At 67.7% G+C, this 21,817-nt stretch carries 22 protein-coding genes and 1 pseudogene; 14 read left to right on the top strand and 9 right to left on the bottom strand.

Features of this window, described 5'->3' with window-relative positions:
• Nucleotides 1-132: 132 nt before the first annotated feature.
• Nucleotides 133-585 (top strand): CoxG family protein, encoded by a 453-nt coding sequence (locus BGO20_RS18695; protein WP_291660801.1) that lies wholly within the window; start codon nt 133-135, stop codon nt 583-585.
• A gap of 57 nt (nt 586-642) precedes the next feature.
• Here BGO20_RS18695 and BGO20_RS18690 read toward each other — a convergent pair whose 3' ends face one another.
• Nucleotides 643-1,986 (bottom strand): methyl-accepting chemotaxis protein, encoded by a 1,344-nt coding sequence (locus BGO20_RS18690; RefSeq protein WP_291660803.1) that lies wholly within the window; start codon nt 1,984-1,986, stop codon nt 643-645.
• 326 nt (nt 1,987-2,312) lie between these two features.
• Between BGO20_RS18690 and BGO20_RS18685 the strand changes: the two genes are divergently transcribed.
• From BGO20_RS18685 to BGO20_RS18640, 10 genes are all read left to right on the top strand, one after another.
• Nucleotides 2,313-2,813 (top strand): (2Fe-2S)-binding protein, encoded by a 501-nt coding sequence (locus BGO20_RS18685; protein ID WP_291660804.1) that lies wholly within the window; start codon nt 2,313-2,315, stop codon nt 2,811-2,813.
• Between the two features lie 94 nt (nt 2,814-2,907).
• Nucleotides 2,908-5,271, top strand: a complete 2,364-nt coding sequence (locus tag BGO20_RS18680) for a xanthine dehydrogenase family protein molybdopterin-binding subunit (protein ID WP_291660805.1) — start codon at nt 2,908-2,910, stop codon at nt 5,269-5,271.
• 17 nt (nt 5,272-5,288) lie between these two features.
• Nucleotides 5,289-6,092: an FAD binding domain-containing protein gene (locus BGO20_RS18675; RefSeq protein WP_291660806.1), complete on the top strand. Its 804-nt coding sequence runs from the start codon at nt 5,289-5,291 to the stop codon at nt 6,090-6,092.
• 119 nt (nt 6,093-6,211) lie between these two features.
• The gene (locus tag BGO20_RS18670; RefSeq protein ID WP_291660808.1) at nt 6,212-7,126 is read left to right on the top strand and encodes an AAA family ATPase; all 915 of its coding nucleotides are present in this window, start codon (nt 6,212-6,214) and stop codon (nt 7,124-7,126) included.
• 45 nt (nt 7,127-7,171) lie between these two features.
• The gene (locus BGO20_RS18665; protein WP_291660810.1) at nt 7,172-7,552 is read left to right on the top strand and encodes a nuclear transport factor 2 family protein; all 381 of its coding nucleotides are present in this window, start codon (nt 7,172-7,174) and stop codon (nt 7,550-7,552) included.
• Nucleotides 7,549-8,748 carry a vWA domain-containing protein gene (locus BGO20_RS18660; protein WP_291660813.1) on the top strand — a complete coding sequence of 400 codons (1,200 nt, stop codon included), beginning with the start codon at nt 7,549-7,551 and terminating at the stop codon, nt 8,746-8,748. The genes BGO20_RS18665 and BGO20_RS18660 overlap by 4 nt, the downstream gene beginning before the upstream one ends.
• Nucleotides 8,749-8,795: 47 nt before the next feature.
• Nucleotides 8,796-9,134 carry an XdhC family protein gene (locus BGO20_RS18655; RefSeq protein ID WP_291660814.1) on the top strand — a complete coding sequence of 113 codons (339 nt, stop codon included), beginning with the start codon at nt 8,796-8,798 and terminating at the stop codon, nt 9,132-9,134.
• Nucleotides 9,134-9,763, top strand: coding sequence for a LysE family translocator (locus tag BGO20_RS18650; protein ID WP_291660815.1), 630 nt, complete (start codon nt 9,134-9,136; stop codon nt 9,761-9,763). Before BGO20_RS18655 ends, BGO20_RS18650 begins: the two co-directional genes overlap by 1 nt.
• A 4-nt stretch (nt 9,764-9,767) precedes the next feature.
• The gene (locus tag BGO20_RS18645; protein WP_291660816.1) at nt 9,768-10,460 is read left to right on the top strand and encodes an XdhC family protein; all 693 of its coding nucleotides are present in this window, start codon (nt 9,768-9,770) and stop codon (nt 10,458-10,460) included.
• A 13-nt stretch (nt 10,461-10,473) separates the two neighbouring features.
• Entirely contained in the window at nt 10,474-12,075 is a 1,602-nt protein-coding gene (locus tag BGO20_RS18640; protein WP_291660817.1) for an NTP transferase domain-containing protein, read from the top strand.
• 18 nt (nt 12,076-12,093) lie between these two features.
• Here the strand turns inward: BGO20_RS18640 and bcsS are convergent, their stop codons facing one another.
• On the bottom strand, nt 12,094-12,789 hold the full coding sequence (gene bcsS, locus BGO20_RS18635; RefSeq protein WP_291660819.1) for a cellulose biosynthesis protein BcsS: 696 nt from the start codon (nt 12,787-12,789) through the stop codon (nt 12,094-12,096).
• A 200-nt stretch (nt 12,790-12,989) separates the two neighbouring features.
• Between bcsS and BGO20_RS18630 the strand changes: the two genes are divergently transcribed.
• Together BGO20_RS18630 and BGO20_RS18625 are read left to right on the top strand one after the other, a co-directional pair.
• The gene (locus BGO20_RS18630; RefSeq protein WP_291660878.1) at nt 12,990-13,259 is read left to right on the top strand and encodes an usg protein; all 270 of its coding nucleotides are present in this window, start codon (nt 12,990-12,992) and stop codon (nt 13,257-13,259) included.
• A 79-nt stretch (nt 13,260-13,338) separates the two neighbouring features.
• Complete coding sequence (locus BGO20_RS18625) at nt 13,339-13,938, top strand: exopolysaccharide biosynthesis protein (protein ID WP_291660821.1); 600 nt, start codon at nt 13,339-13,341, stop codon at nt 13,936-13,938.
• Nucleotides 13,939-13,953: 15 nt separating this feature from the next.
• On the opposite strand, the gene BGO20_RS18620 is transcribed toward BGO20_RS18625, so the two are convergent.
• The 5 genes from BGO20_RS18620 to BGO20_RS18600 form a co-directional block, all read right to left on the bottom strand.
• Nucleotides 13,954-16,113 (bottom strand): putative bifunctional diguanylate cyclase/phosphodiesterase, encoded by a 2,160-nt coding sequence (locus BGO20_RS18620; RefSeq protein ID WP_291660823.1) that lies wholly within the window; start codon nt 16,111-16,113, stop codon nt 13,954-13,956.
• Between the two features lie 138 nt (nt 16,114-16,251).
• Nucleotides 16,252-17,001 carry a proteasome-type protease gene (locus tag BGO20_RS18615; protein ID WP_291660825.1) on the bottom strand — a complete coding sequence of 250 codons (750 nt, stop codon included), beginning with the start codon at nt 16,999-17,001 and terminating at the stop codon, nt 16,252-16,254.
• A gap of 45 nt (nt 17,002-17,046) precedes the next feature.
• Nucleotides 17,047-17,871 carry a transglutaminase family protein gene (locus tag BGO20_RS18610; protein ID WP_291660827.1) on the bottom strand — a complete coding sequence of 275 codons (825 nt, stop codon included), beginning with the start codon at nt 17,869-17,871 and terminating at the stop codon, nt 17,047-17,049.
• A gap of 70 nt (nt 17,872-17,941) precedes the next feature.
• Nucleotides 17,942-18,883, bottom strand: a complete 942-nt coding sequence (locus BGO20_RS18605) for an alpha-E domain-containing protein (RefSeq protein ID WP_089174808.1) — start codon at nt 18,881-18,883, stop codon at nt 17,942-17,944.
• Between the two features lie 70 nt (nt 18,884-18,953).
• Nucleotides 18,954-20,369, bottom strand: a complete 1,416-nt coding sequence (locus BGO20_RS18600) for a circularly permuted type 2 ATP-grasp protein (RefSeq protein ID WP_291660829.1) — start codon at nt 20,367-20,369, stop codon at nt 18,954-18,956.
• A 282-nt stretch (nt 20,370-20,651) separates the two neighbouring features.
• Between BGO20_RS18600 and BGO20_RS18595 the strand changes: the two genes are divergently transcribed.
• Nucleotides 20,652-21,089, top strand: coding sequence for a VOC family protein (locus BGO20_RS18595; RefSeq protein WP_291660830.1), 438 nt, complete (start codon nt 20,652-20,654; stop codon nt 21,087-21,089).
• A gap of 23 nt (nt 21,090-21,112) precedes the next feature.
• On the opposite strand, the gene BGO20_RS18590 is transcribed toward BGO20_RS18595, so the two are convergent.
• Nucleotides 21,113-21,478: a DUF488 domain-containing protein gene (locus BGO20_RS18590; protein ID WP_291660832.1), complete on the bottom strand. Its 366-nt coding sequence runs from the start codon at nt 21,476-21,478 to the stop codon at nt 21,113-21,115.
• 15 nt (nt 21,479-21,493) lie between these two features.
• Nucleotides 21,494-21,664: pseudogene (locus BGO20_RS18585) on the bottom strand (JAB domain-containing protein); the annotation flags it as partial.
• Nucleotides 21,665-21,817: the final 153 nt, after the last annotated feature.

Here is a 21,817-nt window from a genome sequence, read left to right as displayed (position 1 = left end):
CCCGATCAGCGAGCAGCCCCGCGCCTCTTGTGCAGGCGAGGGGTTTTCGACCATGGATAGAAGGATTGGATACCGCGCGAACCGGGGCTGCGGCAACCGCCGCGTCCGGCCGGGACAGTATGGAGATGCGCCATGGCGATGACGATGAATGGCGAGGCCACCCTGCCTGCTGGCAAGGATGTCGTCTGGGCGAAGCTCAACGACGCCGAGGTCCTGAAGGCCTGCATCCCCGGCTGCGAACAGCTGAACAAGGATGATGACACCCATTTCTCGGCCGTGGTGAAGGTCAAGCTCGGTCCGGTCAAGGCGACCTTCAAGGGCAAGGTCGAGCTCAGCGAGCTCGATCCGCCGAACGGCTATCGCATCGCCGGCGAGGGCGAGGGCGGGATCGCCGGCTTCGCCAAGGGCGGAGCGCGCGTCGCCCTCAGCGACGCGGATGGCGGCCAGACGCTGCTGCGTTACGAGGTCGAGGCCCAGGTCGGTGGCAAGCTGATGCAGCTCGGCTCGCGCCTGATCGATTCGGTCTCGAAGAAGCTGGCCGACGAGTTCTTCGCGAATTTCGCCAAGGCTGTCAGCGAGGGCTGAGGCCTTTCCGAACTCCGCCGCGCCGGGCGCGCCTCGGGCATAGCGGCCGGCGGCTGCTCAGGACGCCTTGCGCAAGGCCTGCAGGGCCTTCGAGACCGCGGCCTCCGCCGATCCCACCTGGAGCGCGACATCCGCCGCGGCGGCGTTGGCGCGCTCGAGCGTCAGATGGGTCGCGGCGAGGCTGTCATTGACGGCGTTGGCGCTGTCGATCGCCTCGTCGGAGCTCTGTGCCACCAGTGAGGCGTCCCGGGCGATGCTGGCGGTGACGGCGCTCTGCAGGGAGACCGCCTCCGAGATCGCCTCGGAATCCAGCCGTATGGCGTCGACCGTCGCCGCGATGGCGGCTGCGTGCTTGGTGCAGGCTTCCGCGCTCGCCGCCAGCTCGGCGATCTGGCCGGCGATGTCCTGCGTGGCGCTGGCGGTCTGTGTCGCCAGCGACTTGACCTCGGCGGCGACGACGGCGAATCCGCGCCCGGATTCGCCGGCGCGCGCTGCCTCGATCGTGGCGTTGAGCGCCAGCAAATTGGTCTGGGCGGCGATGTCGGCAATCATGCCGACGACCTTGCCGATGCTGTCCGTCGCCTCGCGCAGCCGCAGGATCGCGCCGTTCATCTGCGCGGTGTCGCTGACGGCCTGATGGGTGACGGTGAGGCTCTGCATGGCGCGCTGGCCGATATCGGCGAGGTTGGCCGACATTTCCTCCGTCGCCGCGGCCGTCTGGAGCGACTTCTCGCGGACGACGACCGAGGCCTTCGCGACCTTGCCCACCGTGTCCTTGATGAAGGCGGTGGCGCGGCCGGTCTCCGCAGCGGTCGAGACGAACTGCTCCACGGCGGTACTGATCGTATCGTCGAGGCCGCCGATTCGGATCTTGAGGGTTGCGGCGGCTTCGTCGAGCGCGATGTCGCGGCGCTTCGCGTCCCTTGCCTCGATCTCCTGGCTGATGGTCATCGCCGTGTTGACGTCGAAGGTCAGGATTCGTTCGATGATGAAGAGATCGTCGGCAAACTGGCGGGGGGAGAGCAGGGCCCTGCGGCGGCTTGCCAGGCCGATCGCCCGGAGCAGCGCGAAGGCGATCGAGACGCGTGCCCTTGTCCGCACGTTCGCCTGCCGTTCGAGCTGGCAGAGGCGATCCATCGAGGCGACGTAGGCATCGTCGAAGATGCCGGTGAAGAGACGGCGGAAATGCTCCGCTTCCGCCATGTGGATCGCCTCCGAAACCGGAGCGACGCTTTCGCGCAGCGGCGGATGGATCAGGAAGGCGCGCTCGAAATCAGCCGCGACGATGCCCGCGATCGCGTGATCGACGAGGGGCCGGTAGAGCTCCAGGCGCCGGCGATGCTTGTCGCCAAAGCCGATCGCGTCCAGCCGCCGCTGAATCTGGTCCATGATCAATGGCACGGCGCTACTCGCTCGAGGGGCCGGTCGCCCGGGCCACGACAGCCGATCCTGCGTGAGGCGCATTAAGAATTTGCCAATGGCGCATGGCGCACTGTCGGGAGCCGGGATCGCCGTTGAGGAGCGGGATTGGCGCGAAAACGTGCCGAAAGCCCGCCTTTCGACTGAGCGTGTTTCGCTTGACCGACGAAAAGCGCGGGTCCACATTCCATTTTGATCCATTCCAAGGAAAAGCTGCCCGAGGGGGCAAGCGCTTCCGGGAGGGGAGCCGGCTCTACCGAAGAGGTCGCTCGCAGGTGCGCCGGGGGAGGGTCACAGGAGATGTGCTCATGACCACTGTTTCGCTGACGGTGAACGGCAAACCCGTCACCGCCAATGTCGACCCGCGCACCCTGCTCGTGCAGTTCCTGCGTGAAAACCTGCGGCTGACCGGCACCCATGTCGGCTGCGATACCAGCCAGTGCGGCGCCTGCGTCGTGCATCTCGACGGCAAGGCCGTGAAGTCCTGCACCACGCTCGCCGTCGCCGTCGACGGTTCCAGCGTGACCACGATCGAGGGGCTGGCTGCGGGCGATGCGCTGCATCCGATGCAGGAAGCCTTCCGCGAGCATCACGGCCTGCAATGCGGCTTCTGCACGCCGGGCATGATCATGGCCGCCGTCGACATGGTGAACCGCCGCGGCAACCTTCTCGACGAGAAGACGATCCGCGAGGATCTCGACGGCAACATCTGCCGCTGCACCGGCTATCACAACATCGTCAAGGCGATCGCCGCCGGGGCGGAGGCGATGGGCCGGGGCGGCGCGCCGGCTCGCCAGGCTGCCGAGTAAGGCGCCCGCGCCCCGACGGCGCAGGTTCTTCAATCCGTGATGCGTTCCATGCAGTGAGGCGTCCGTGAGAGGCGCCGTGCGAGGAGGGAACACCATGTCCGCCACCGGAATCGGCGCCGCAGTCCGCCGCAAGGAAGACCACCGCTTCATCACCGGCCAGGGCCGCTATACCGACGACGTCAACCGGCCGGGCCAGGCCCATGCCTATTTCCTGCGCTCGCCGCATGCGCATGCGAAGATCAAGTCGATCGACACCAAGGCGGCTGCCGGCATGCCTGGCGTCATCGGCATCTTCACCGGGGACGACCTCGCCACCGACAAGATCGGCGGGCTGATCTGCGGCTGGATGATCCACAACAAGGACGGCTCGCCGATGCGCGCCGGCCCGCATCCGGCGCTGGCCCAGGGCAAGGTGCGCTATGTCGGCGACCATGTCGCCGTGGTCGTGGCGGAGACGCTGGCGCAGGCCAAGGACGCCGCCGAGGCGATCGCGGTCGACTATGAGGAACTGCCCGTCGTGGCCGACACGGCCAAGGCGGCCGGCGCCAAGACCGTGATCCATGACGAAGCGCCGGACAACACGGTGTTCAACTGGCATCTCGGCGACAAGGATGCGACCGAGAAGGCGTTCAAGGCGGCAAAGCACGTCACCAGGCTCGACCTCGTCAACAACCGCCTTGTCCCGAACGCGATGGAGCCGCGCGCGGCCGTCGGAGACTACGACGCGGGCGAGGGCATCTTCACGCTCTACACCACCAGCCAGAACCCGCATGTGGCGCGGCTCGTGCTCTCGGCCTTCATCGGCATCGCGCCGGAGAACAAGCTCCGGGTGATCGCGCCGGATGTCGGCGGCGGCTTCGGCTCCAAGATCTTCATCTATGCCGAGGAGACGGTCTGCGTCTGGGCGGCCAAGAAGGTCGGGCGACCGGTGAAGTGGACCGCGGACCGCACCGAGGCCTTCCTCTCCGACGCGCATGGCCGCGACCATGTCACCCATGCGGAGCTCGCCACCGACGCCGAGGGCAAGATCCTCGGCATGCGCGTGCACACCACCGCCAATCTCGGCGCCTATCTCTCGACCTTCTCCTCCTCGGTGCCGACCTATCTCTACGCGCCGCTGCTCTCGGGCCAGTACGACATCCCGGCGATCTACTGCGAGGTCGACGCGGTCTATACCAACACCGCCCCGGTCGACGCCTATCGCGGCGCCGGGCGGCCGGAGGCGACCTTCGTGGTCGAACGGCTGGTCGAGGTCACCGCGCGCCAGCTCGGCAAGGACCCGGCCAAGTTCCGGATGCAGAACTACATCAAGAAGTTCCCGCATCAGACGCCGGTGATCATGATGTACGACACCGGCAATTACGGCGCCTCGATGAAGAAGGCGCTGGAGATGATCGACTACAAGGGGCTGGGCAAGCGCAAGCGCGACTCAGGCCGCGCCGGCAAGCTGCGCGGCATCGGCTTCTCCTCCTATATCGAGGCCTGCGGCATCGCCCCCTCGGCAGCGGTGGGTTCGCTCGGTGCGGGTGTCGGCCTGTGGGAATCGGCCGAGGTCCGGGTCAATCCGGTCGGCACGGTCGAGGTTCTCACCGGCTCGCACAGCCACGGCCAGGGTCACGAGACGACCTTCGCCCAGCTCGTCTCGGATCGTCTCGGCATTCCGATCGACAATGTCTCGATCGTTCATGGCGACACCGACAAGGTGCAGATGGGCATGGGCACCTATGGCTCGCGCTCCGGCGCGGTCGGCATGTCGGCGATCTTCAAGGCGCTCGACAAGGTGATCGCCAAGGGCAAGAAGGTCGCCGCCCATGTGCTGGAGGCGGACGAGGCCGATATCGATTTCGCCGACGGGCATTTCGCGGTGAAGGGCACCGACCGCAAGCTCGATTTCGGCTCCTGCGCCCTGCAGGCCTATGTCGCGCACAAGTTCAACGGGCAGGAGCTGGAGCCGGGGCTGAAGGAAGGGGCGTTCTACGACCCGACCAACTTCACCTTCCCGGCCGGGGTCCATATCTGCGAGGTCGAGATCGACCCCGCGACGGGCGTGACGACGATCGAGCGCTGGGCGGCGGTCGACGATTTCGGCAACGTCATCAATCCGATGATCGTCGAGGGGCAGGTCCATGGCGGCATCGCCCAGGGCGTCGGCCAGGCGTTGCTGGAAGGCGCACGCTACAATGCCGACGGCCAGCTCGTCACGGCGAGCTTCATGGATTACTGCATGCCGCGCGCCGACGATCTGCCGTCCTTCGAGGTCGGCATGACCGTGACGCCGTGCCCGTCGAACCCGCTCGGCATCAAGGGTTGCGGGGAGGCCGGCGCCATCGCCTCGCCGCCCGCCGTGATCAACGCCATCACCGATGCGCTCGGCCATGAGGACATCGCGATGCCGGCCACGCCGCAGGCGGTTTGGCGTGCGGCGCAGAAGTCGATCAGCCGCCAGGCGGCCGAGTGAGCTGAAAGGACAGGACGATGTACGCTTTCACCTACCACAAGCCCACCAGCGCCCGGCAGGCGGCGACGCTGCTCGCCAAGAAGGAGGACGCCAAGCTGATCGCCGGCGGCCACACCCTGCTGCCGACGATGAAGCAGCGGCTGGCCTCGCCCTCGGCGCTGGTCGATCTCGGCGCCTGCGCCGATCTCAAGGGCATCACGGTCAAGGGCCGCAACATCGTCATCGGCGCGATGACGACCCATGCCGAGGTCGCGGCCTCGCCCGAGGTGCAGACCGCGATTCCGGCGCTGGCCTATCTCGCCGGGCATATCGGCGACCCGCATGTGCGCCATCGCGGCACGATCGGCGGCTCGGTCGCCAATAACGACCCGGCGGCCGATTATCCCGCCGCGCTGCTGGCGCTGGGCGCCACCATCGTCACCAACAAGCGCAAGCTGACGGCCGAGGAGTTCTTCACCGGGCTCTACGAGACGGCGCTCGACGAGGGCGAAATCGTCACCAAAGTCTCGTTTCCGGTCGCCTCCAAGGCCGGCTACGCCAAGTTCCGCAATCCGGCCTCGCGCTATGCCATGGTCGGCGTCTTCGTCGCCAAGCGCGGCGGTGAGATCCGCGTCGCGGTGACGGGGGCGGGCGAGGGCGGCGTCTTCCGCTGGCCGGAAGCGGAAGCTGCGCTGAAGACGCGCTTCGCGTCGAAATCGCTCGACGGGCTGAAGCATACGGCGAACGGCATCAACGGCGACATACATGCCGACCCGGAATACCGCGCCCATCTGATCGGCGTCATGGCGAAGCAGGCCGTGGCGCAGGCGACCGGGAAGTAAGCAGGCGCCTTGTCTGCGCACGCGTTCTGGCCGGGCTTGACCCGGCCATCTCGTTTGGGACCTTACTTGCCTTCGATCAGAAAATGTCCGGGACATGCCCGGGCATGACGCGAGTTGTCATGTCTTCTCCTCTGCCTTCCTCCATCGACGCCGCGCTCGCACTGCTTCAGGGGCAGGGCTATGTCGCCGATCGCTCACTGGCCACCGTGCTCTTCCTCGCGCTCCGGATGAAGCGGCCGCTGCTGCTGGAAGGCGAGGCCGGCACCGGCAAGACCGAGATCGCCAAGGTGCTCTCGGCCGGGCTCGGGCGCCGGCTGATCCGGCTGCAATGCTATGAGGGGCTCGACCTCGCTTCCGCCGTCTACGAATGGAACTATGCCGGGCAGATGATGGCGATCCGGCTGGCGGAGGCCAGCGGCGTCGCGGAGGATCGCGACCGGCTGGAAGGCGACATCTTCTCCGAGAAATATCTGGTCAAGCGGCCGCTGTTGCAGGCGCTGGAGCCGCAGGAGGGTGGGGCGCCGATCCTGCTGATCGACGAGCTCGACCGCACCGACGAGGCCTTCGAGGCCTTCCTGCTCGAGGTGCTGGCCGATGCGCAGGTGACGATCCCGGAGTTCGGCACGGTCAAGGCGGCCGAGCCGCCGATCGTGATCCTGACCTCGAACCGCACCCGCGAGATCCACGACGCGCTGAAGCGGCGCTGCCTCTATCACTGGGTCGGCTATCCCGATGCCACCCGCGAGCTCGCCATCCTGAAGGCGAAGGTGCCGGATGCGCCGGCAAAGCTCTCCAAGCAGGTCGTCTCCTTCGTGCAGGCGATCCGCAAGGAAGAGCTGTTCAAGGCACCCGGCGTGGCCGAGTCGCTCGACTGGGCGACGGCACTGGTCGAGCTCGATGCCGTCGCTCTCGACCCGACGGTGGTTTCGGATACGCTGGGCGCGCTGCTGAAGTATCAGGACGATATCCAGGCGATGCAGGGCTCGAAGGTGAAGGAGCTGCTGGACCAGGCCAAGGCCGAGGCCGGGCGCTAGCTCCTCAGCGGCGACAGGCCGGCCTGACAGGCGGGAGGCGGTGCCATGAATGCGGACATCAAGGCCGTCGAAGCGACGGTGCGGACCTATCTTGACGGCCTCTATGAAGGCGATGCGGAGAAGCTCGCCCATGTTTTCCATCCGACCAGCGCGCTGACTACGGCGCGCGAGGACGGCACGATCCAGATCCTGCCGCGCGAGCAATGGCTGGAGGCCGTCCGCAACCGGCCCTCGCCGCAGAAGGCCGGCCTGCAGCGCGACGATCATATCCTGACGATCGACCTGGTCGGCCCGACACTGGCGATGGTGAAGGTGAAGTGCCAGATGCCGCCGCGCTATTTCACCGACCTGCTCTCGCTGCTGAAGATCGAGAGCCGCTGGCAGATCGTCCAGAAGGTCTTCATGACGGAGACCGCCGGGGCGTGACCGGCAAGCTTCCCGAGAACGTCGCCTATTTCGCCCGTGCCCTGCGGGCGGCGGGCCTGCCTGTCGGGCCGGGTGCGCTGGTCGAGGCGATCGAGGCTTTGGGCAGCGGTGCGCTCGGCGGCCGCGACGACGTCTATTGGGCGCTGCATGCGATCTTCGTGAAGAAGCATGAGGACAGTCCGCTCTACGACCAGGCGTTTCGCCTGTTCTGGCGACGGCGAAACCTGATCGAGAAGATCATGGCGCAGATGTCGCCGGTCTCGCCCGGTGCCGATCGGCAGCCCGAAAAGGCGGAGGCCGGCGCGCTGCGCGTGGCGGAGGCCTTCTCGCCGCCACCGCGGGAAGACGAGCCTCCGGTGGAACTGACGGAGCTGACGGCGCGGCTCACGGTGTCGGACCGCGAGATGCTGAAGTCGCGCGATTTCGCCCAGATGAGCGCGGCCGAGATCGCCCGCGCCAAGCAGCTCATCGCCGAGCTCAGGCTGCCGGACGACAGCGTGCCCACGCGGCGGTTTCGGCCCCTGGCGCATGGGCGGACCATCGACCTGCGCCGGACCTTGCGGCAATCGCTCAGGGGAGGCGGCGGCTCGATCGACCTCGCCTTCCGGGAGCGGCGCGAGATGCACCCGCCGGTGGTCGCGCTCGTCGATATCTCCGGCTCGATGGCCGAGTACTCCCGCATCTTCCTGCATTTCCTGCACGCGCTGACCGAGAAGCGCCGGCGGGTGCATTCCTTCGTCTTCGGCACGCGGCTGACAAACGTCACCCGGATGCTGAAGGCACGCGATCCGGACGAGGCGCTGGCGCTCGCCGGTAAGGCTGCGCCCGACTGGGAGGGCGGCACGCGGATCTCGGCGGCGCTGCACGAGTTCAACCGGGTCTGGTCGCGGCGCGTGCTGGCGGGCGGGGCGATCGTGCTGCTCTTCACCGATGGGCTGGAGCGGCATCTCGACGACAGTCTCGCCTTCGAGATGGACCGGCTGCACCGCTCCTGCCGGCAACTTGTCTGGCTCAACCCGCTCCTGCGCTACGATGCTTTTGCGGCGCGGGCGAGCGGCATCCGGGCGATGCTGCCGCATGTCGATTCCTTCCGGCCGATCCACAACCTCGCGGCGATGGCCGATCTCTGCGCCGCGCTGTCGCTGGATGCAGGGCGGGAGAGCGATCCGCGCCAGTGGTTGAAGAAGGCCGGTTGAGGCATGATCTGTTGAAGGCTAAGCCTCATCCCGAGGGAACAGTCAGCATGATCAGCACCGAAACCGATATCCTGCGCGCCGCCGAGGAATGGGCCGCTGCCGGCCGCGGCGTCGCCATTGCGACCGTGGTCGAGACCTGGGGCTCGGCGCCGCGCCCCGTCGGCTCGCATCTCGTGATCGACGGGGAGGGGAATTTCCTCGGCTCCGTCTCGGGCGGCTGCGTCGAAGGGGCGGTGGTGGCCGAGGCCGCCGACGTCATCGCCGACGGCAAGCCGCGGGTGCTCGAGTTCGGCGTCGCCGACGAGACGGCCTGGAAGGTCGGGCTCTCCTGCGGTGGGCGCATCAAGGTCTATGTCGAGCCGGTCCGCGGGGAGGCGGCGCGCTGATGGCTTCCTGGGAAACCCTCGTCGCCTTCGCGACGGTCACCATCCTCGTCGCCTATTTTCCGGGACCGGCGCTGCTCTATACGGCCGCGCAGACGATCAGCCATGGCCGCAAGGCCGGACTGATGGCCATGCTCGGCATCCATCTCGGCTGCTATCTGCATGTCTTCGCCGCGGCATTCGGGCTCTCCGCCGTGTTCCGGCACGTGCCGGAGCTCTACATGGCGGTGAAGATCGCCGGTGCGCTCTATCTGGTCTGGATCGGCATCGGCATGATCCGCTCGCGCCTCGGCGCCGCCGACCAGCCGCTGGCGCCGGCGAAGACCGTGAAACGGGCGCTGCTCGATTCCTTCATCGTCGAGGTGCTGAACCCGAAGGTCGCCTTGTTCTTCATCGCCCTGCTTCCCCAGTTCGTCGATCCGGCGGGGTCGCTGCCGGTCTGGGCACAGTTGCTGATCCTCGGCGTCATCGTGAATTTCGCCTTTTCGTCGGCCGACCTGGTCACCGTCTTCGGCGCCTCTTTCGTTGTCGGGGCAATGAAGAAGACCAGGGCCGGCTTCGCCCTCGGGCGCTGGATCGGCGGCTCGCTGATGATCGGGCTCGGCCTCAAGCTCGCGACCGACAGGGGCTGACGGCGTGGATCTCGCCATTCTCTCGGCGCTCAATGCCGAACGCGCGGCGCGACGTGCGGCCGTGCTCGTCACCGAATCCGCCAGCGGCGCGCAACGGCTGGTCCGGCAAGGCGAGATTGCGGCCGATCCGCTCGCGGAGCTGATCGAGAAGCAGCTGCGCACCGGCAAGAGCGGCACGGTGGAGGCGGAAGGCGTCTCCTATTTCCTCACCGTCCAGGCGCCGCACCCGCGCATCGTGGTAACGGGCGCGGTGCATATCTCGCAGGCCATGGCGCCGATGGCGAAGGCGCTCGACCTCGACCTCGTCGTGATCGACCCCCGTACCGCCTTCGCCACCCCGGAGCGCTTCCCGGGCGTGACGCTGCTGCCGGAATGGCCGGAGGAGGCGCTTCCCCGGATCGGGCTCGACGGCTACACCGCCTTCGTCGCGCTGACGCATGATCCGAAGATCGACGATCCCGGCCTCATCGCGGCGCTGCGCTCGGATTGCTTCTATATCGGTGCGCTCGGCAGCCGAAAGACGCATGGCAAGCGGCTGGAGCGGCTTGCTGCGGCGGGCTTCGACGCGACCGCGACGGGGCGCATCCATGCCCCGATCGGGCTCGACATCGGCGCCGTCTCCCCGGCCGAAATCGCGCTCGCCATCCTGGCCGAGATCGTCAGCAGCCTGCGCGGCCCGCGCCGGAAGCCGGCGTGAAGGGCAGCCCGCCATGAAGTTCGGTCCCGTCGCCATCGCCGATTCCGTCGGCTGCATCGCCGCCCATACCATCCGGGCCGGCGGCGCGACGGTGAAGAAGGGCGCTTCCATCACGGACGAGATTGCCGCGAAGCTCGCGGCGGAGGGCATCCGCGAGATCGTCGCGGTGCGGCTGGAGGATGGTGACGTCGCCGAGAACGAGGCTGCGTCCCGGCTGGCGGCGCGCCTGACCGGCGGCAACATCACCGCCGAGGCCCCGTTCACCGGGCGCGTCAACCTGTTCGCCGCCGTGGCGGGCGTGTTGCAGGTCGATGTCGCGTCGATCGACGGCTTCAATGCGGTGGACGAGGCGATCACCGTGGCGACGCTGCCGGCGCTGAAGGCCGTCGTCGCGGGAGAGCTCGTCGCCACGGTCAAGATCATTCCCTATGCCGTCTCGCACGCTCGGGTGGAGCAGGCGCTCGCCGCGCTCGGGGCGCGGCCTGCCGTCGCGGTCGCGGCCTATCGGCCCTCGAAGGTCGGCGTGATCTCGACTACGCTGCCGGGCCTCAAGCCGAGCGTTATCGACAAGACGATGCGCGTGATGAGGGACCGTCTCGAGCCGTCGGCGGCGGTGCTCTCCGCCGACGAGCGGGTGCCGCATGACGCAGCACCGCTGGCGGCGTGCATCTCGGCACTGGCCCGGGGCGAGAGCGACATCGTCGTCATCTTCGGAGCCTCGGCCATCACCGACCGGCGCGACGTGATCCCGCAGGCGCTGGTCGAGGCCGGCGGCCGGGTCGAGCATCTCGGCATGCCGGTCGATCCCGGCAACCTGCTGATGCTGGGCGAGATCGGCGGCAAGCCGGTGATCGGCGCGCCGGGCTGCGCGCGCTCGCCCAAGGAGAACAGCTTCGACTGGGTTCTGCAGCGCCATCTGGCCGGCATTCCGGTGGGCCGTGCCGACGTGCAGCGCATGGGCGTCGGCGGCCTGCTGATGGAGATCGTGTCGCGGCCGCAGCCTCGCGCGCCCGGGCAGAACGGCCCAGGGACGGTGGCGGGAATCGTGCTGGCGGCGGGGCGTTCCACCCGGATGGGTGCGGACAACAAGCTGCTGCAGGAGCTGCGCGGCCGCCCGATCCTACGGCACGCGGTCGAGGCGCAGCTCGAGGCCAGGCTCGCCCCGGTGCTGGTGGTCACGGGCCATCAGCGCGAGGAGGTCGAGGCTGTCCTCGCCGATCTGCCGGTTCGCTTCGTCCACAACCCCGACTATGCCTCCGGGCTCGCCGGTTCGCTGCGGGCCGGCGTGGCGGCGCTGCCGCCCGACGCCGAGGCAGCGGTGGTCTCGCTCGGCGACATGCCGAACGTGACGCCGCAGGTGATCGAGCGATTGGCCGAGAGCCATCTCCGGCAACCGGACGCGCTCGCCGTCGTGCCGACGCTGTTCGGCCACCGCGGCAACCCGGTTCTGCTGGCGCGGGCGATCTTTCCCGCGGTCTCGCTGCTGAGCGGGGATCGCGGCGCACGCCGGCTGCTCGACGAGGCCGGCAATCGCGTGGTCGAGGTGCCATTCGAGGATCCCGCGATCGCCATCGACGTCGATACGCCGGAGGCGCTCAAGGCCCTGCAGGGCTGAGGCGGGGCGCGCCCTGCGCTATCGCAGCCAATGCAGGCCGAGCGTCGTATAGAAGGCGGCTGCGCGGTCGCTGGTCTGTTGCCAGCCGCCGGAGAGCCGCCATTCGAGGCCGAGCAGGCGCAGGCTCGTCAGATGCAGGCCAAGGCGCAGCTTCCGGTAGCCGCGCTCGCGATAAGCTTCCAGCTCCGGTCCGGCGTAGAAGCCGAGCGGCAGCCGCCAACCGGGCGCTATGCGGCCCCAGAGCCGCCCGTTCAGCGTCGAGACATAGGCGCTGGCCTGGAGCATCATGCCGGGCAGCGGCGTCGACCAGAGGTCGCCCTGCAGCCGGACGCCGTACCGCGTTTCGACGAAGGCCAGGCCGAAGGGCTCCATGCGCTGCTCGCTCTCGGTGTCCGAGCCGGCATAGAGTGCGAGGAAGCTGTCGCCGATGCGCCATTCATAGCCGATCAGGGCCTGGCTCTCGGCCTTGTAGGTGGTGCCGTGCGGCACGCGGCGGCGCGTCTCCTCCTGGGAGCCGCCGGCCTTCACGAAGAGGCGGAAGCCGCTCTGCGCCAGGCCGCCGCCGAGCGCGCGCTTCATGCCGACAGACAGGAAGGTCTTGCCCGGGCCGGCCTCCATCGATCCGAAGATGACCATCGAGACCGGAGAACGCTCGGTCTCCGTCTCCTCCTCGTCGGCGCGGGCGGCGGACAGGGGGAGGGCGGCGACGAGCAACGCCGCCCCGGTCCGCCCCAGCTGAAGCCAGCCACACGCCACGCCCGCCCCCGGCCCTGCCGCTCCGGCGGTTCCGCTCTGGCGGCAGGCCCGGCAATAGCAGCAGTTTGGCAGGAGACTTGCAACCTTTCGTTAACCAAGCGGGCGCAGCCTTGGAGGGGCCGGCTAACTTTCATTCCGAGGCAGGAGGGGAGGTGACGATGGTTTCAGCGGATTTCATCAGGCAGCTGGAAGGCTACGGGCTGACGACCGCGACGATCCTGTACCGCATGCCGGATCATCGCAGCGTGCTGCAGACCTTTATCTGGCAGCAATACGACGTCGCGCCGCGCTTTCCCGTCCTCAAGGATTTCCTCGACTTCTGGCGCCGCGAGCTCGAAGGGCCGGTGCATTCCGTCACCGTCGCGCATGCCCGCCTGATCCGCCCGGCGGAGATCCGCACGGTCAACGGTGTGCTGACGCTGCATTGAACGGCTGCGTGGCGCGTGCTTGTTGCTGGTCGCCCGGGCGTGCTAGGCGGGCGGCTCAAACCGGCACGGCCTGGCTCTCTTGTCATCTCCCTTACGCACATCCGGACTTCTGAAGGCGTTGGCTGGCCTGCCCGGCGAGCGCGTTGCCGTCGAGACGATCATCGCGGCGCTGCAGGACCGCGCCTATGCGCTGCTCGTGGTCCTGCTCGGCCTGCCGAACTGCCTGCCGATGCCGCCGCCGATCCCGCTGGTCTGCGGGCTGGTGCTCGCCTTCGTCGCGCTGCAGATGCTGCTCGGCCGCAAGACGCCCTGGCTGCCGCGGGCCCTGCTCAACCGCAGCATCGGCAAGCCGGAGCTGAGCCGCGCCGTCGGGCGCGCCCTGCCGCCGCTGGTCTGGCTGGAGCGCTTCTCGCGCCCGCGGTTGACGATGCTCGGCGGCGCCTATGCGGTCCCGGTGCTCGGCCTCGTCATCCTGATCCTGGCGCTCGGGCTGATCGTCGCGGCGCCGTTCATCGGCCAGATCCCGCTGGGCCTGGCGGTCTGCCTCGTCGGGCTCGGCCTCGTCGAGCGTGACGGGGTGCTGATCATCGCCGGGGCGGTGCTGGGGGCGATCGGGCTGCTGCTCAGCGCCGGCTTCGCCTATGCCATCTTCAGCGGCATTCACGAATTGCTCTTCTGAGCCGCGCCGGCGCGGTCAGGCAGCCAGAGCCTCAGCAAAAGGGTTGTTCACGGTCAGCAGGCGGTCGATTTCCTCGGCCGGCACCGCCTTCGAGAACAGGAAGCCCTGCAACTCATGGCAGCCGATGGCCTGCAGGAAGCGGTGCTGCTCGGCCGTCTCGACACCTTCGGCGCAGACGCGCAGGCCGAGCGCGCGGCCCAGATGTGCCATGGAGTGGACGAGGATCGCGGATTCGCCGGCCTCCTCCATGTATTCCAGGAAGGTGCGGTCGATCTTGATCTTGTCGAAGGCGAAGCGGCGCAGATAGATCAGGCTGGAATAGCCGGTGCCGAAATCGTCGAGCGCCAGGCCGACGCCATGGGCACGGATGTCCATCATCGCCGTCTCGGCGGCGTCGGCGTCCTCGATCAGCACGCCTTCCGTCAGCTCGAGCTCGAGCTGGGCCGGATCGAAGTTCGTCTCCTCGATGATCCGGATGACGTTGGCGACGAAATCCTTGTGCCGGAACTGGATCGGCGAGACGTTGACCGCCAGGCGGATGCCCTTCCAGCGCTTCGCCTCGCGGCAGGCCCGTCGCAGCACCCATTCGCTGAGCGGCACGATGAGGCCGCGCTCCTCGGCGATGGTGATGAACTCCGATGGCGGGATCATGCCGTGCACCGGATGCGGCCAGCGCACCAGCGCCTCGACGCCGATAATGGTGGCGCCGTCGATCGAGACCTGGGGCTGGTAGTGCAGCGTCAGCTCGTCGCGCTCGATGGCGTTGCGCAGGTCGTCCTCGACCATGCGCTTGACCTGCAGCGAGCGGTTCATCTGCGGCTCGAAGAAGGAGAAGCGGTTCCGGCCGCTGTTCTTCGCCTCGTAGAGGGCGGTATCGGCGAGGCGCAGCAGGGTCTCGCGGTCCGTGCCGTCGCGCGGCGCCACGGCGATGCCGACGGAGCAGCCGATCGTCACTTCGACGCCCATGACGGCGAAGGGCGCGGTGAGGGTCGCCAGGATGCGCTCGCCCAGCGCGGCGCTGTCGGCCGGCGAGGCGTCCGCCTGGAGGATGCCGAATTCGTCGCCGCCGAGGCGGGCCACGGTATCGCTCGCCCGGACCACGCCGAGCAGCCTGTTGGCGACCTGACGGATGAGGTCGTCGCCCGCCGTATGGCCATAGGTGTCGTTGACGGCCTTGAAGCGGTCGAGGTCGATCAGGATGACGGCAAGGCCGCCATGCTCGCGATCAAGCCCCGCCAGGGCCTGGTCGAAGGTGAGGTCGAAGCTGCGGCGGTTCGGCAGCCGGGAAAGCTCGTCCTGTCCCGCCAGACGCTGGATCTCCTGCTCGCGCAGCGTGATCTGCACTGCTGCCGAGCGCAGGCGCTGCACGGCGAAGACAATGATGCCCGAGAACAGCAACCCGACCGCGATCAGCGCCCAGAGAAACCGCTCCAGCATGATGTCGCCGGGCCGGCCCGGCGTCCAGGTCAGCCAGGTGCTGACCGACGCGTCGGGTGCCGGGATGGGCAGGCTCGACAGCGGGTCGGCCGGCGGCTTCTCCACCAGCCGCATGCCCGCGACGCGATAGCCGTCCGCGAGCTCGGCCAGCATCGTGCCGGACAGGCGCCGATAGGCGACGAAGGAGAGTGGCCCGAGATCCGGGGATACGACCGGGGTGGCGATCCGCGAGAGATCGATCACCATGAGCAGGATGGTATCGCTGCCGTTGCTGGCAATGGTGGACCAGGTCGAGTTCCGGTTCGGCGCCGGATCGAGCAGGGCGGCCTGGCTGTCGCCGCCGGGAATGAACTCGCTGAAGTGGCGCAGCCCGTCATAGCCTGCCTGGCCGGCGGGCGCGTTCCCCTCCAGCCCGGCCAGGACGGTTCCGGGGCGCGAAACCACATAGGCTCCGTCGAACTCGGCGAACTGGGCATGGAGGCGCGCGAAGGCGAGCTGGAGGCCCGCACGCGGCGCCGGGCCGCGCAGGGTCTCCTGGAAATCGCCGGCGATCACCAGCCTTTCCAGCCGCAGCTCGCTCGAGCGGGTCTGGGTGTTGAAAGCCGCCTCGATGCGCTCGCGCTGGCGCTGGGCCTCGAGCTGGTTGGCCTCGCGGGTGATCGCGATCACCACGGCCGCGCCCGCAGCCATGAGCAGCAGGAAGGCGCAGCCGAGCGTCGCCACGGTGCTCGCGAACATGCGAGCGGATGAACCCGCATTCGTCATCTTCGCGCTGGCAGTCTGAGACATTCGATGTCCGGCTTCGGTCCTTCCCTGCGACCTAACTGCCGAAAGATTGACATCCCGTTGCCTCGGCCCGCCGATTTGCCCGCGATGTCATGTCGGGCCCTGCCCGTAGGGCGGGCGCGGGATGGCCATGTGGGCGGCCCTGAGCGCAGCTGACCAGCGCTCGCGGAGGTCGTGGAAATAGGGCTCTCCTGCCTCGATGCGATGGTTGAGCTCGAAGTCGTCGGCGTCGCGGCGCATGACGATGAGGTCGATCGGCAGGCCGACGCCGAGATTGGAGCGCATGGTCGAATCCATCGAGATCAGGCCGACCTTGAGCGCATCGTAGAGATGGGTCTTGAAGGTGACGGCGCGGTCGAGGATCGGCTTGCCGTATTTGTGCTCGCCGATCTGCAGGAAGGGCGCGTCGATGCCGCATTCGATGAAGTTGCCGGCGCTGTAGATCATGAAGAGCCGCATCGGCTGGCCCTTGATCTGCCCGCCGAACAGCATGGACATCTCGAATTTCAGGCCGGCTTCCTCGAGCGCCGGCCCGTCGACGTCGCGGACGTGGCGGACGCAGCGGCCGACGAGCTGCGCGGCCCGGAACATGCTGGTCGCGTTCTGCAGCGTCTCGACCTCGCCGGTTTCCGGGTTCGCGAGGCCCTCGTGGAGGAAGCTGACGACCGATTGCGTGATCGAGAGATTGCCGGCCGTGGTGAGCCCGAAGCTGCGGTCGCCGGGCCAGGAGAAGACATGGAGCTTGCGGAAGGTCGAGATGTCGTCGAGCCCGGCATTGGTCCGGGTGTCGGCGATCATCACCAGCCCGTCCTGCACGAGGATTCCGGCGCAATAGGTCAAGGTCTCGATCCTTCAATCGCCTGGCCGAGGCGCCGGCGGGCTCGGCTACTGGCTGGCCTGCCGGCCGGCTTCCCGTGCCGTGACGACGACATTGAGGCTCTCGCCGCCACCGCCCTGGCGCGAGCCCCTGACGGGAGCCGCATCGGCAAAGTCCAGACCTACCGCGACACGGACATGGGTGTCGATGGGGCACAGCCCGTTGACGCAGTCGAAGCCGATCCAGCCGTAGTCGTCGAGATGGACCTCGGCCCAGGCGTGCGCGCCGCTGCCGCTCGTCAGCCCGTCCTGCTGCGCGACGTAGCCGGAGACATAGCGGGCCGGCTGGCCGAGATGGCGGGCGCAGGCCATGAAGACATGGGCGATGTCCTGTGCGATCGCATCTCCCGCCGCGAAAGCCGCCGGTGCTCCGACGCCGGTGCGCCCGCTGGCGTCGAGGCAGGTCATGCGCTCGCCGAGCGCCGCCATCAGCGCATGCATCTGCGAGAGCGGCGTACCGGCGCCGGCTGCGGCCTCCTCGGCGAAGGCACGCAGCGCATCGTCCTGTGCGGTGAGCAGCGTGTCGCGCCGGTAGACGTCGCACGGCACGCGCTCCAGCCCGCCGCGGACGACGCCGGCAAGGTCCGTCGTCTCGATCAAGCCATCGATCCGGATCGCCAGCGCCGAGATCGGCCCGTCGGCATAGAATGTGTGGACGATATTGCCATGCGCGTCCTGGCCGGCCCGCAGCCGGCCGTCGATGCCGGGCTCGATCCGCCAGGACATGACATGCTGGCCGTCATGGTCGCGCGGCGTCAGGCGCAGGATCTGCGTGATGTGGCGCGCCGGCTCGGCATATTCGTAGCTGATCGCGTGGGAGATCCTGATCCGCATGGGTCGTCGGCCATTTCGCGCGCGGCGCTGTTGTTCTGTCGGCCTGCCCGCGTCGGGCGAGGCGGGCGGGTCACTGCAGATATTGCTCGAAGATGGTGTTGCTGAGGCCGTTGTTCTCGGTGATGAAATCCTCGATGAACTCGTGCAGCCCGTGCTGGAAGACGCCTTCGATGCGGGTGTTGTTGAGATTCGCCAGCGTCTTGCGGGCCTGGCGCTGGGCCGGGCCCTGACGGCCGTAGGCGTCACCGAGGGAGTCGAGGAAGCGCGAGATGCTCTCGTAGCAGGCGGCCAGCGAACGTGGCATGCGGCGGTTCAGGATGAGCAGGTCCGCGATCAGGATCGGCTTCACCGCCTCGCGATAGACCCAGTGATAGGCCGTCAGCGCCGAGACCTCGCGCAGCACCGTGGTCCACTGGAAATAGTCGAGCGAGCCGCCGACCTGCTCGTTGGCCGGCAGCAGCACATGATACTTCACGTCGAGGATGCGGGCGGTGTTGTCGGCGCGCTCGATATAGACGCCGAGCCGCGAGAACCAGTAGCCGTCGTCGCGCAGCATCGTCCGGTAGGCCGAGCCGTCGAAGACCAGCGAGACGTTCTTCACCCAGTCGAGGAAGCGGGCGAATTCCTCGCGATCCATGCGCTTCTTCTCGAAGCGCTGGAGCTCCAGCCAGGCTCCGTTGAGCGCGTCCCACATCTCCGAGGTCAGCGCGGTGCGCACGGCACGGGCGTTGGAGCGCGCCTGGGCGAGGCAGTTGCGGATCGAGGACGGGTTGTCGGGGTGAAAGGTCAGGAAGTCGCAGACATTGCGCTCGTTGGCCTCGCCATAGGCGGCGGCGAATTCATCCTCGCAGCCGGCGGTCGACACTGCACTCTGCCATTCGGTGCCGGCGCCGCCATAGGTCGAGGGCAGGTTGGTGAGGCGGGTCGTGGCGTCGAGGATCCGGGCGAGGTATTCGGCCCGCTCGACATAGCGGGAGACCCAGTAGAGGCTGTCTGCGGTGCGCGAGAGCATGGTTAGCGAAGGCCTTTCCGCAGCGTGGCAGGCGATGTGCGGGACTGGGCGGGTCGGCAGCCGGTGTCCGTCATGCGTCGAGCACCCAGGTGTCCTTGGTGCCGCCGCCCTGGCTGGAATTGACGACGAGCGAGCCTTCCTTGAGCGCGACGCGGGTCAGCCCGCCCGGCACGCAGGAGATGCCGTTGGCGCCGGAGAGCACATAGGGGCGCAGGTCGACATGGCGTGGCGCGACGCCGGAGGCGACGAAGGTGGGGCAGGTCGAGAGCGCCAGCGTCGGCTGCGCGATAAAGCCCTCGGGGCTCGCCTTGAGCTTGCGCCGGAAGGTCTCGATCTGCGCCTTGTTGGCGTGCGGACCGACCAGCATGCCGTAGCCGCCGGAGCCGTTGACCTCCTTGACCACCAGCTTCTCGAGATTGTCGAGCACATAGGCATTGGCCTCGGGCTCGCGGCAGCGGAAGGTCGGGACGTTCTTCAGGATCGGCTCCTCGCCGGTGTAGAACTTCACGATCTCCGGCATGTAGCTGTAGACCGCCTTGTCGTCGGCAACGCCGGTGCCGACCGCGTTGGCCAGCGTGACGTTGCCGGCCTTGTAGGCGCCGATGATGCCGGGGACGCCGAGCACGGAATCGCTGCGGAAGACGAGCGGGTCGATGTAGTCGTCATCGATGCGCCGGTAGATCACGTCGACGCGCTTCGGCCCCTGCGTGGTCCGCATGTAGACGACGTCATCCCTGACCAGCAGGTCGGAACCCTCGACCAGTTCGACGCCGAGCTTGTCGGCCAGGAAGGAGTGCTCGTAGAAGGCCGAATTATACTGGCCGGGCGTCAGCAGGCAGATCGTGGGGTCGGAAGGGGCGCTGCGCGGCGCGACCGAGCGCAGGGTCGCCAGCAGCTGGTCGGGATAGTTGTCGACCGGCGCCACGCGGTGCATGGCGAAGAGCTCGGGGAAGAGCCTGAGCATCACCTCGCGGTTCTCCATCATGTAGGAGACCCCGGAGGGCGTGCGGGCATTGTCCTCGAGCACGTAGAAGGTGTCGGCGTCGACCCGGACCACGTCGATGCCGGCGATGTGGCAATAGACGCCGTGCGGCACCTTGAAATCGACCATTTCGAGCTGGTAGCAGGCGTTGCGGTAGACCAGATCGGGCGGGATGATGCCGGCCTTCAGGCATTCCTTCGGGCCGTAGACGTCGGCCAGGAACATGTTGAGCGCAGTGACGCGCTGGCGCAGGCCCTTTTCCAGCTTGGTCCATTCCGGCTTGGTGAGCACGCGCGGGATGATGTCGAAGGGGATCAGGCGCTCGGTGGATTCCTCGTCGCCATAGACCGCGAAGGTGATGCCGATGCGCCGGAAGAACAGTTCCGCCTGGGAGCGCCGCAGGGCCAGCATCTCGGGTGGGGCTTCCTTCAGCCAGCGGTCGAGCGCGTCATAGGCCGGCCTCAACTCATGCCCCGAGCCGGTCATCTCATCGAACGCAACCATGCGGCTGTCTTCTCCCTTTCCGTCAGCCTATGCGCATTCGCTGGCGTTCGGGAAGAGGGGGAAGGGGCAGCCGAACGGGCAAGGCTGCCTATTCGTTGTGCAGCCTAGGGCTTGCAGGCTTGGCGGATGGTCCAAGGTTCAACTGAGCGCCGAGAGGGTTTGAGATGACCCATCACTCAAGCTTCTGATGCGAACGGGGGGGAATCGTGCCTGGATGGCCGCCGAGATCGGGGCAGCTCATGCCTCTGTTGTTGGACCAGGCGGCATGTTGGAGGTTGGAGTATGGCGCTCAAGCGAATGGATAACGTCGGAATCGTCGTCGAAGATCTCGGCGGGACGATCGATTTCTTTCGTGACCTCGGGCTCGAGCTCGAAGGGCGGGCCACGGTCGAGGGAGAATGGGCCGGGCGCGTCACCAGACTGGGCGATCAGCACGTCGAGATCGCCATGATGCGCACGCCGGACGGCCACAGCCGGCTTGAGCTCTCCCGTTTCATCAGGCCGCCCGTCGTCGCAGATCATAGACGCGCGCCCGTCAACGCTCTGGGGTACCTGCGCGTCATGTTCGCGGTGGACGACCTCGACGAAACGCTTGAAAGGCTCCGTCCGCACGGGGCGAAGCTCGTAGGGGAAATCGTCGAGTACAAGGGCGCCTATCGGCTCTGCTACATCCGCGGACCCGAAGGGCTTCTCATCGGGCTCGCCCAGGAACTCGGCTGAGCTGCGCGAAAGCAATCTTGCGGTCAGGGCTTGGGAAAGCCGTGGCCGGCAAGCCAAAGTCGCAGGGCCTCGGCGTTGTTGCGGACCTCCTCCTTCGCCGCATAGAGCAGCGTCACCGGGCCGGCGGCGATCGTGTCCCTCAAGATGGCGAGGGTGGCCTGGGCCGGGGCGCTGCCGAGCTCGACCGCATAGGCGGCGCGGAAGGTCTCCCACTGCTCCGGATGGCCGTGGAATTCGCGACGCAGCGCATCGCTCGGCGCGAGATCGCGGAGCCAGAGGTCGATCCGGTCCTTGGCGACGCCCCGCGGCCAGAGCCGATCCACCAGGATGCGGGTGCCGTCCTGTGGAACGGCCGGCTCGTAAACCCGCTTGATCGCGATCTGCGCCATGCCGCGCCCGTCCCTTCACTCGTCGAACAGGCCGAGGCTGCGGAAGCTGGCGTGGCCGTCGCGGCCGACGATGATGTGGTCGTGGATCGCGATGCCGAGCGGCTTCGCGATATCGACGAGCTCGCGCGTCATCCGCATGTCGGCGCCTGACGGAGTCGGATCGCCGGACGGGTGATTGTGGATCAACCGCGTCGCATGCGGTAACCTATTGAATTAATGATGGTTTCTGGTAATGCCCGAGGGGGCGGGGGTATGAGTTTGGGGTCGGTAGATCGTGAAGTTGCGTGACATTCACTTTCGTTCAGCCTCTGTCTCAATGAGTTTATGCGAAGCACGGCA

The organism is Allobosea sp. 67-29, assembly GCF_001898115.1.
Lineage (GTDB): Bacteria > Pseudomonadota > Alphaproteobacteria > Rhizobiales > Beijerinckiaceae > Allobosea.
The sequence above is the reverse complement of the archived record's forward strand: the minus strand, read 5'-3'. Positions and strand labels throughout refer to the sequence as shown.

What these genes read in the sequence shown, in the direction of transcription:
- BGO20_RS18630 (WP_291660878.1), top strand. Translation starts at nt 12,990, where the DNA reads ATGGTTTCAGCGGATTTCATCAGGCAGCTGGAAGGCTACGGGCTGACG.
- BGO20_RS18610 (WP_291660827.1), bottom strand. Translation starts at nt 17,871, where the DNA reads ATGCGGATCAGGATCTCCCACGCGATCAGCTACGAATATGCCGAGCCG.
- BGO20_RS18665 (WP_291660810.1), top strand. Translation starts at nt 7,172, where the DNA reads ATGAATGCGGACATCAAGGCCGTCGAAGCGACGGTGCGGACCTATCTT.
- BGO20_RS18640 (WP_291660817.1), top strand. Translation starts at nt 10,474, where the DNA reads ATGAAGTTCGGTCCCGTCGCCATCGCCGATTCCGTCGGCTGCATCGCC.
- BGO20_RS18675 (WP_291660806.1), top strand. Translation starts at nt 5,289, where the DNA reads ATGTACGCTTTCACCTACCACAAGCCCACCAGCGCCCGGCAGGCGGCG.
- BGO20_RS18595 (WP_291660830.1), top strand. Translation starts at nt 20,652, where the DNA reads ATGGCGCTCAAGCGAATGGATAACGTCGGAATCGTCGTCGAAGATCTC.
- BGO20_RS18600 (WP_291660829.1), bottom strand. Translation starts at nt 20,369, where the DNA reads ATGGTTGCGTTCGATGAGATGACCGGCTCGGGGCATGAGTTGAGGCCG.
- BGO20_RS18685 (WP_291660804.1), top strand. Translation starts at nt 2,313, where the DNA reads ATGACCACTGTTTCGCTGACGGTGAACGGCAAACCCGTCACCGCCAAT.
- BGO20_RS18670 (WP_291660808.1), top strand. Translation starts at nt 6,212, where the DNA reads ATGTCTTCTCCTCTGCCTTCCTCCATCGACGCCGCGCTCGCACTGCTT.
- BGO20_RS18590 (WP_291660832.1), bottom strand. Translation starts at nt 21,478, where the DNA reads ATGGCGCAGATCGCGATCAAGCGGGTTTACGAGCCGGCCGTTCCACAG.
- BGO20_RS18680 (WP_291660805.1), top strand. Translation starts at nt 2,908, where the DNA reads ATGTCCGCCACCGGAATCGGCGCCGCAGTCCGCCGCAAGGAAGACCAC.
- BGO20_RS18605 (WP_089174808.1), bottom strand. Translation starts at nt 18,883, where the DNA reads ATGCTCTCGCGCACCGCAGACAGCCTCTACTGGGTCTCCCGCTATGTC.
- BGO20_RS18650 (WP_291660815.1), top strand. Translation starts at nt 9,134, where the DNA reads ATGGCTTCCTGGGAAACCCTCGTCGCCTTCGCGACGGTCACCATCCTC.
- BGO20_RS18695 (WP_291660801.1), top strand. Translation starts at nt 133, where the DNA reads ATGGCGATGACGATGAATGGCGAGGCCACCCTGCCTGCTGGCAAGGAT.
- BGO20_RS18620 (WP_291660823.1), bottom strand. Translation starts at nt 16,113, where the DNA reads ATGTTCGCGAGCACCGTGGCGACGCTCGGCTGCGCCTTCCTGCTGCTC.
- BGO20_RS18655 (WP_291660814.1), top strand. Translation starts at nt 8,796, where the DNA reads ATGATCAGCACCGAAACCGATATCCTGCGCGCCGCCGAGGAATGGGCC.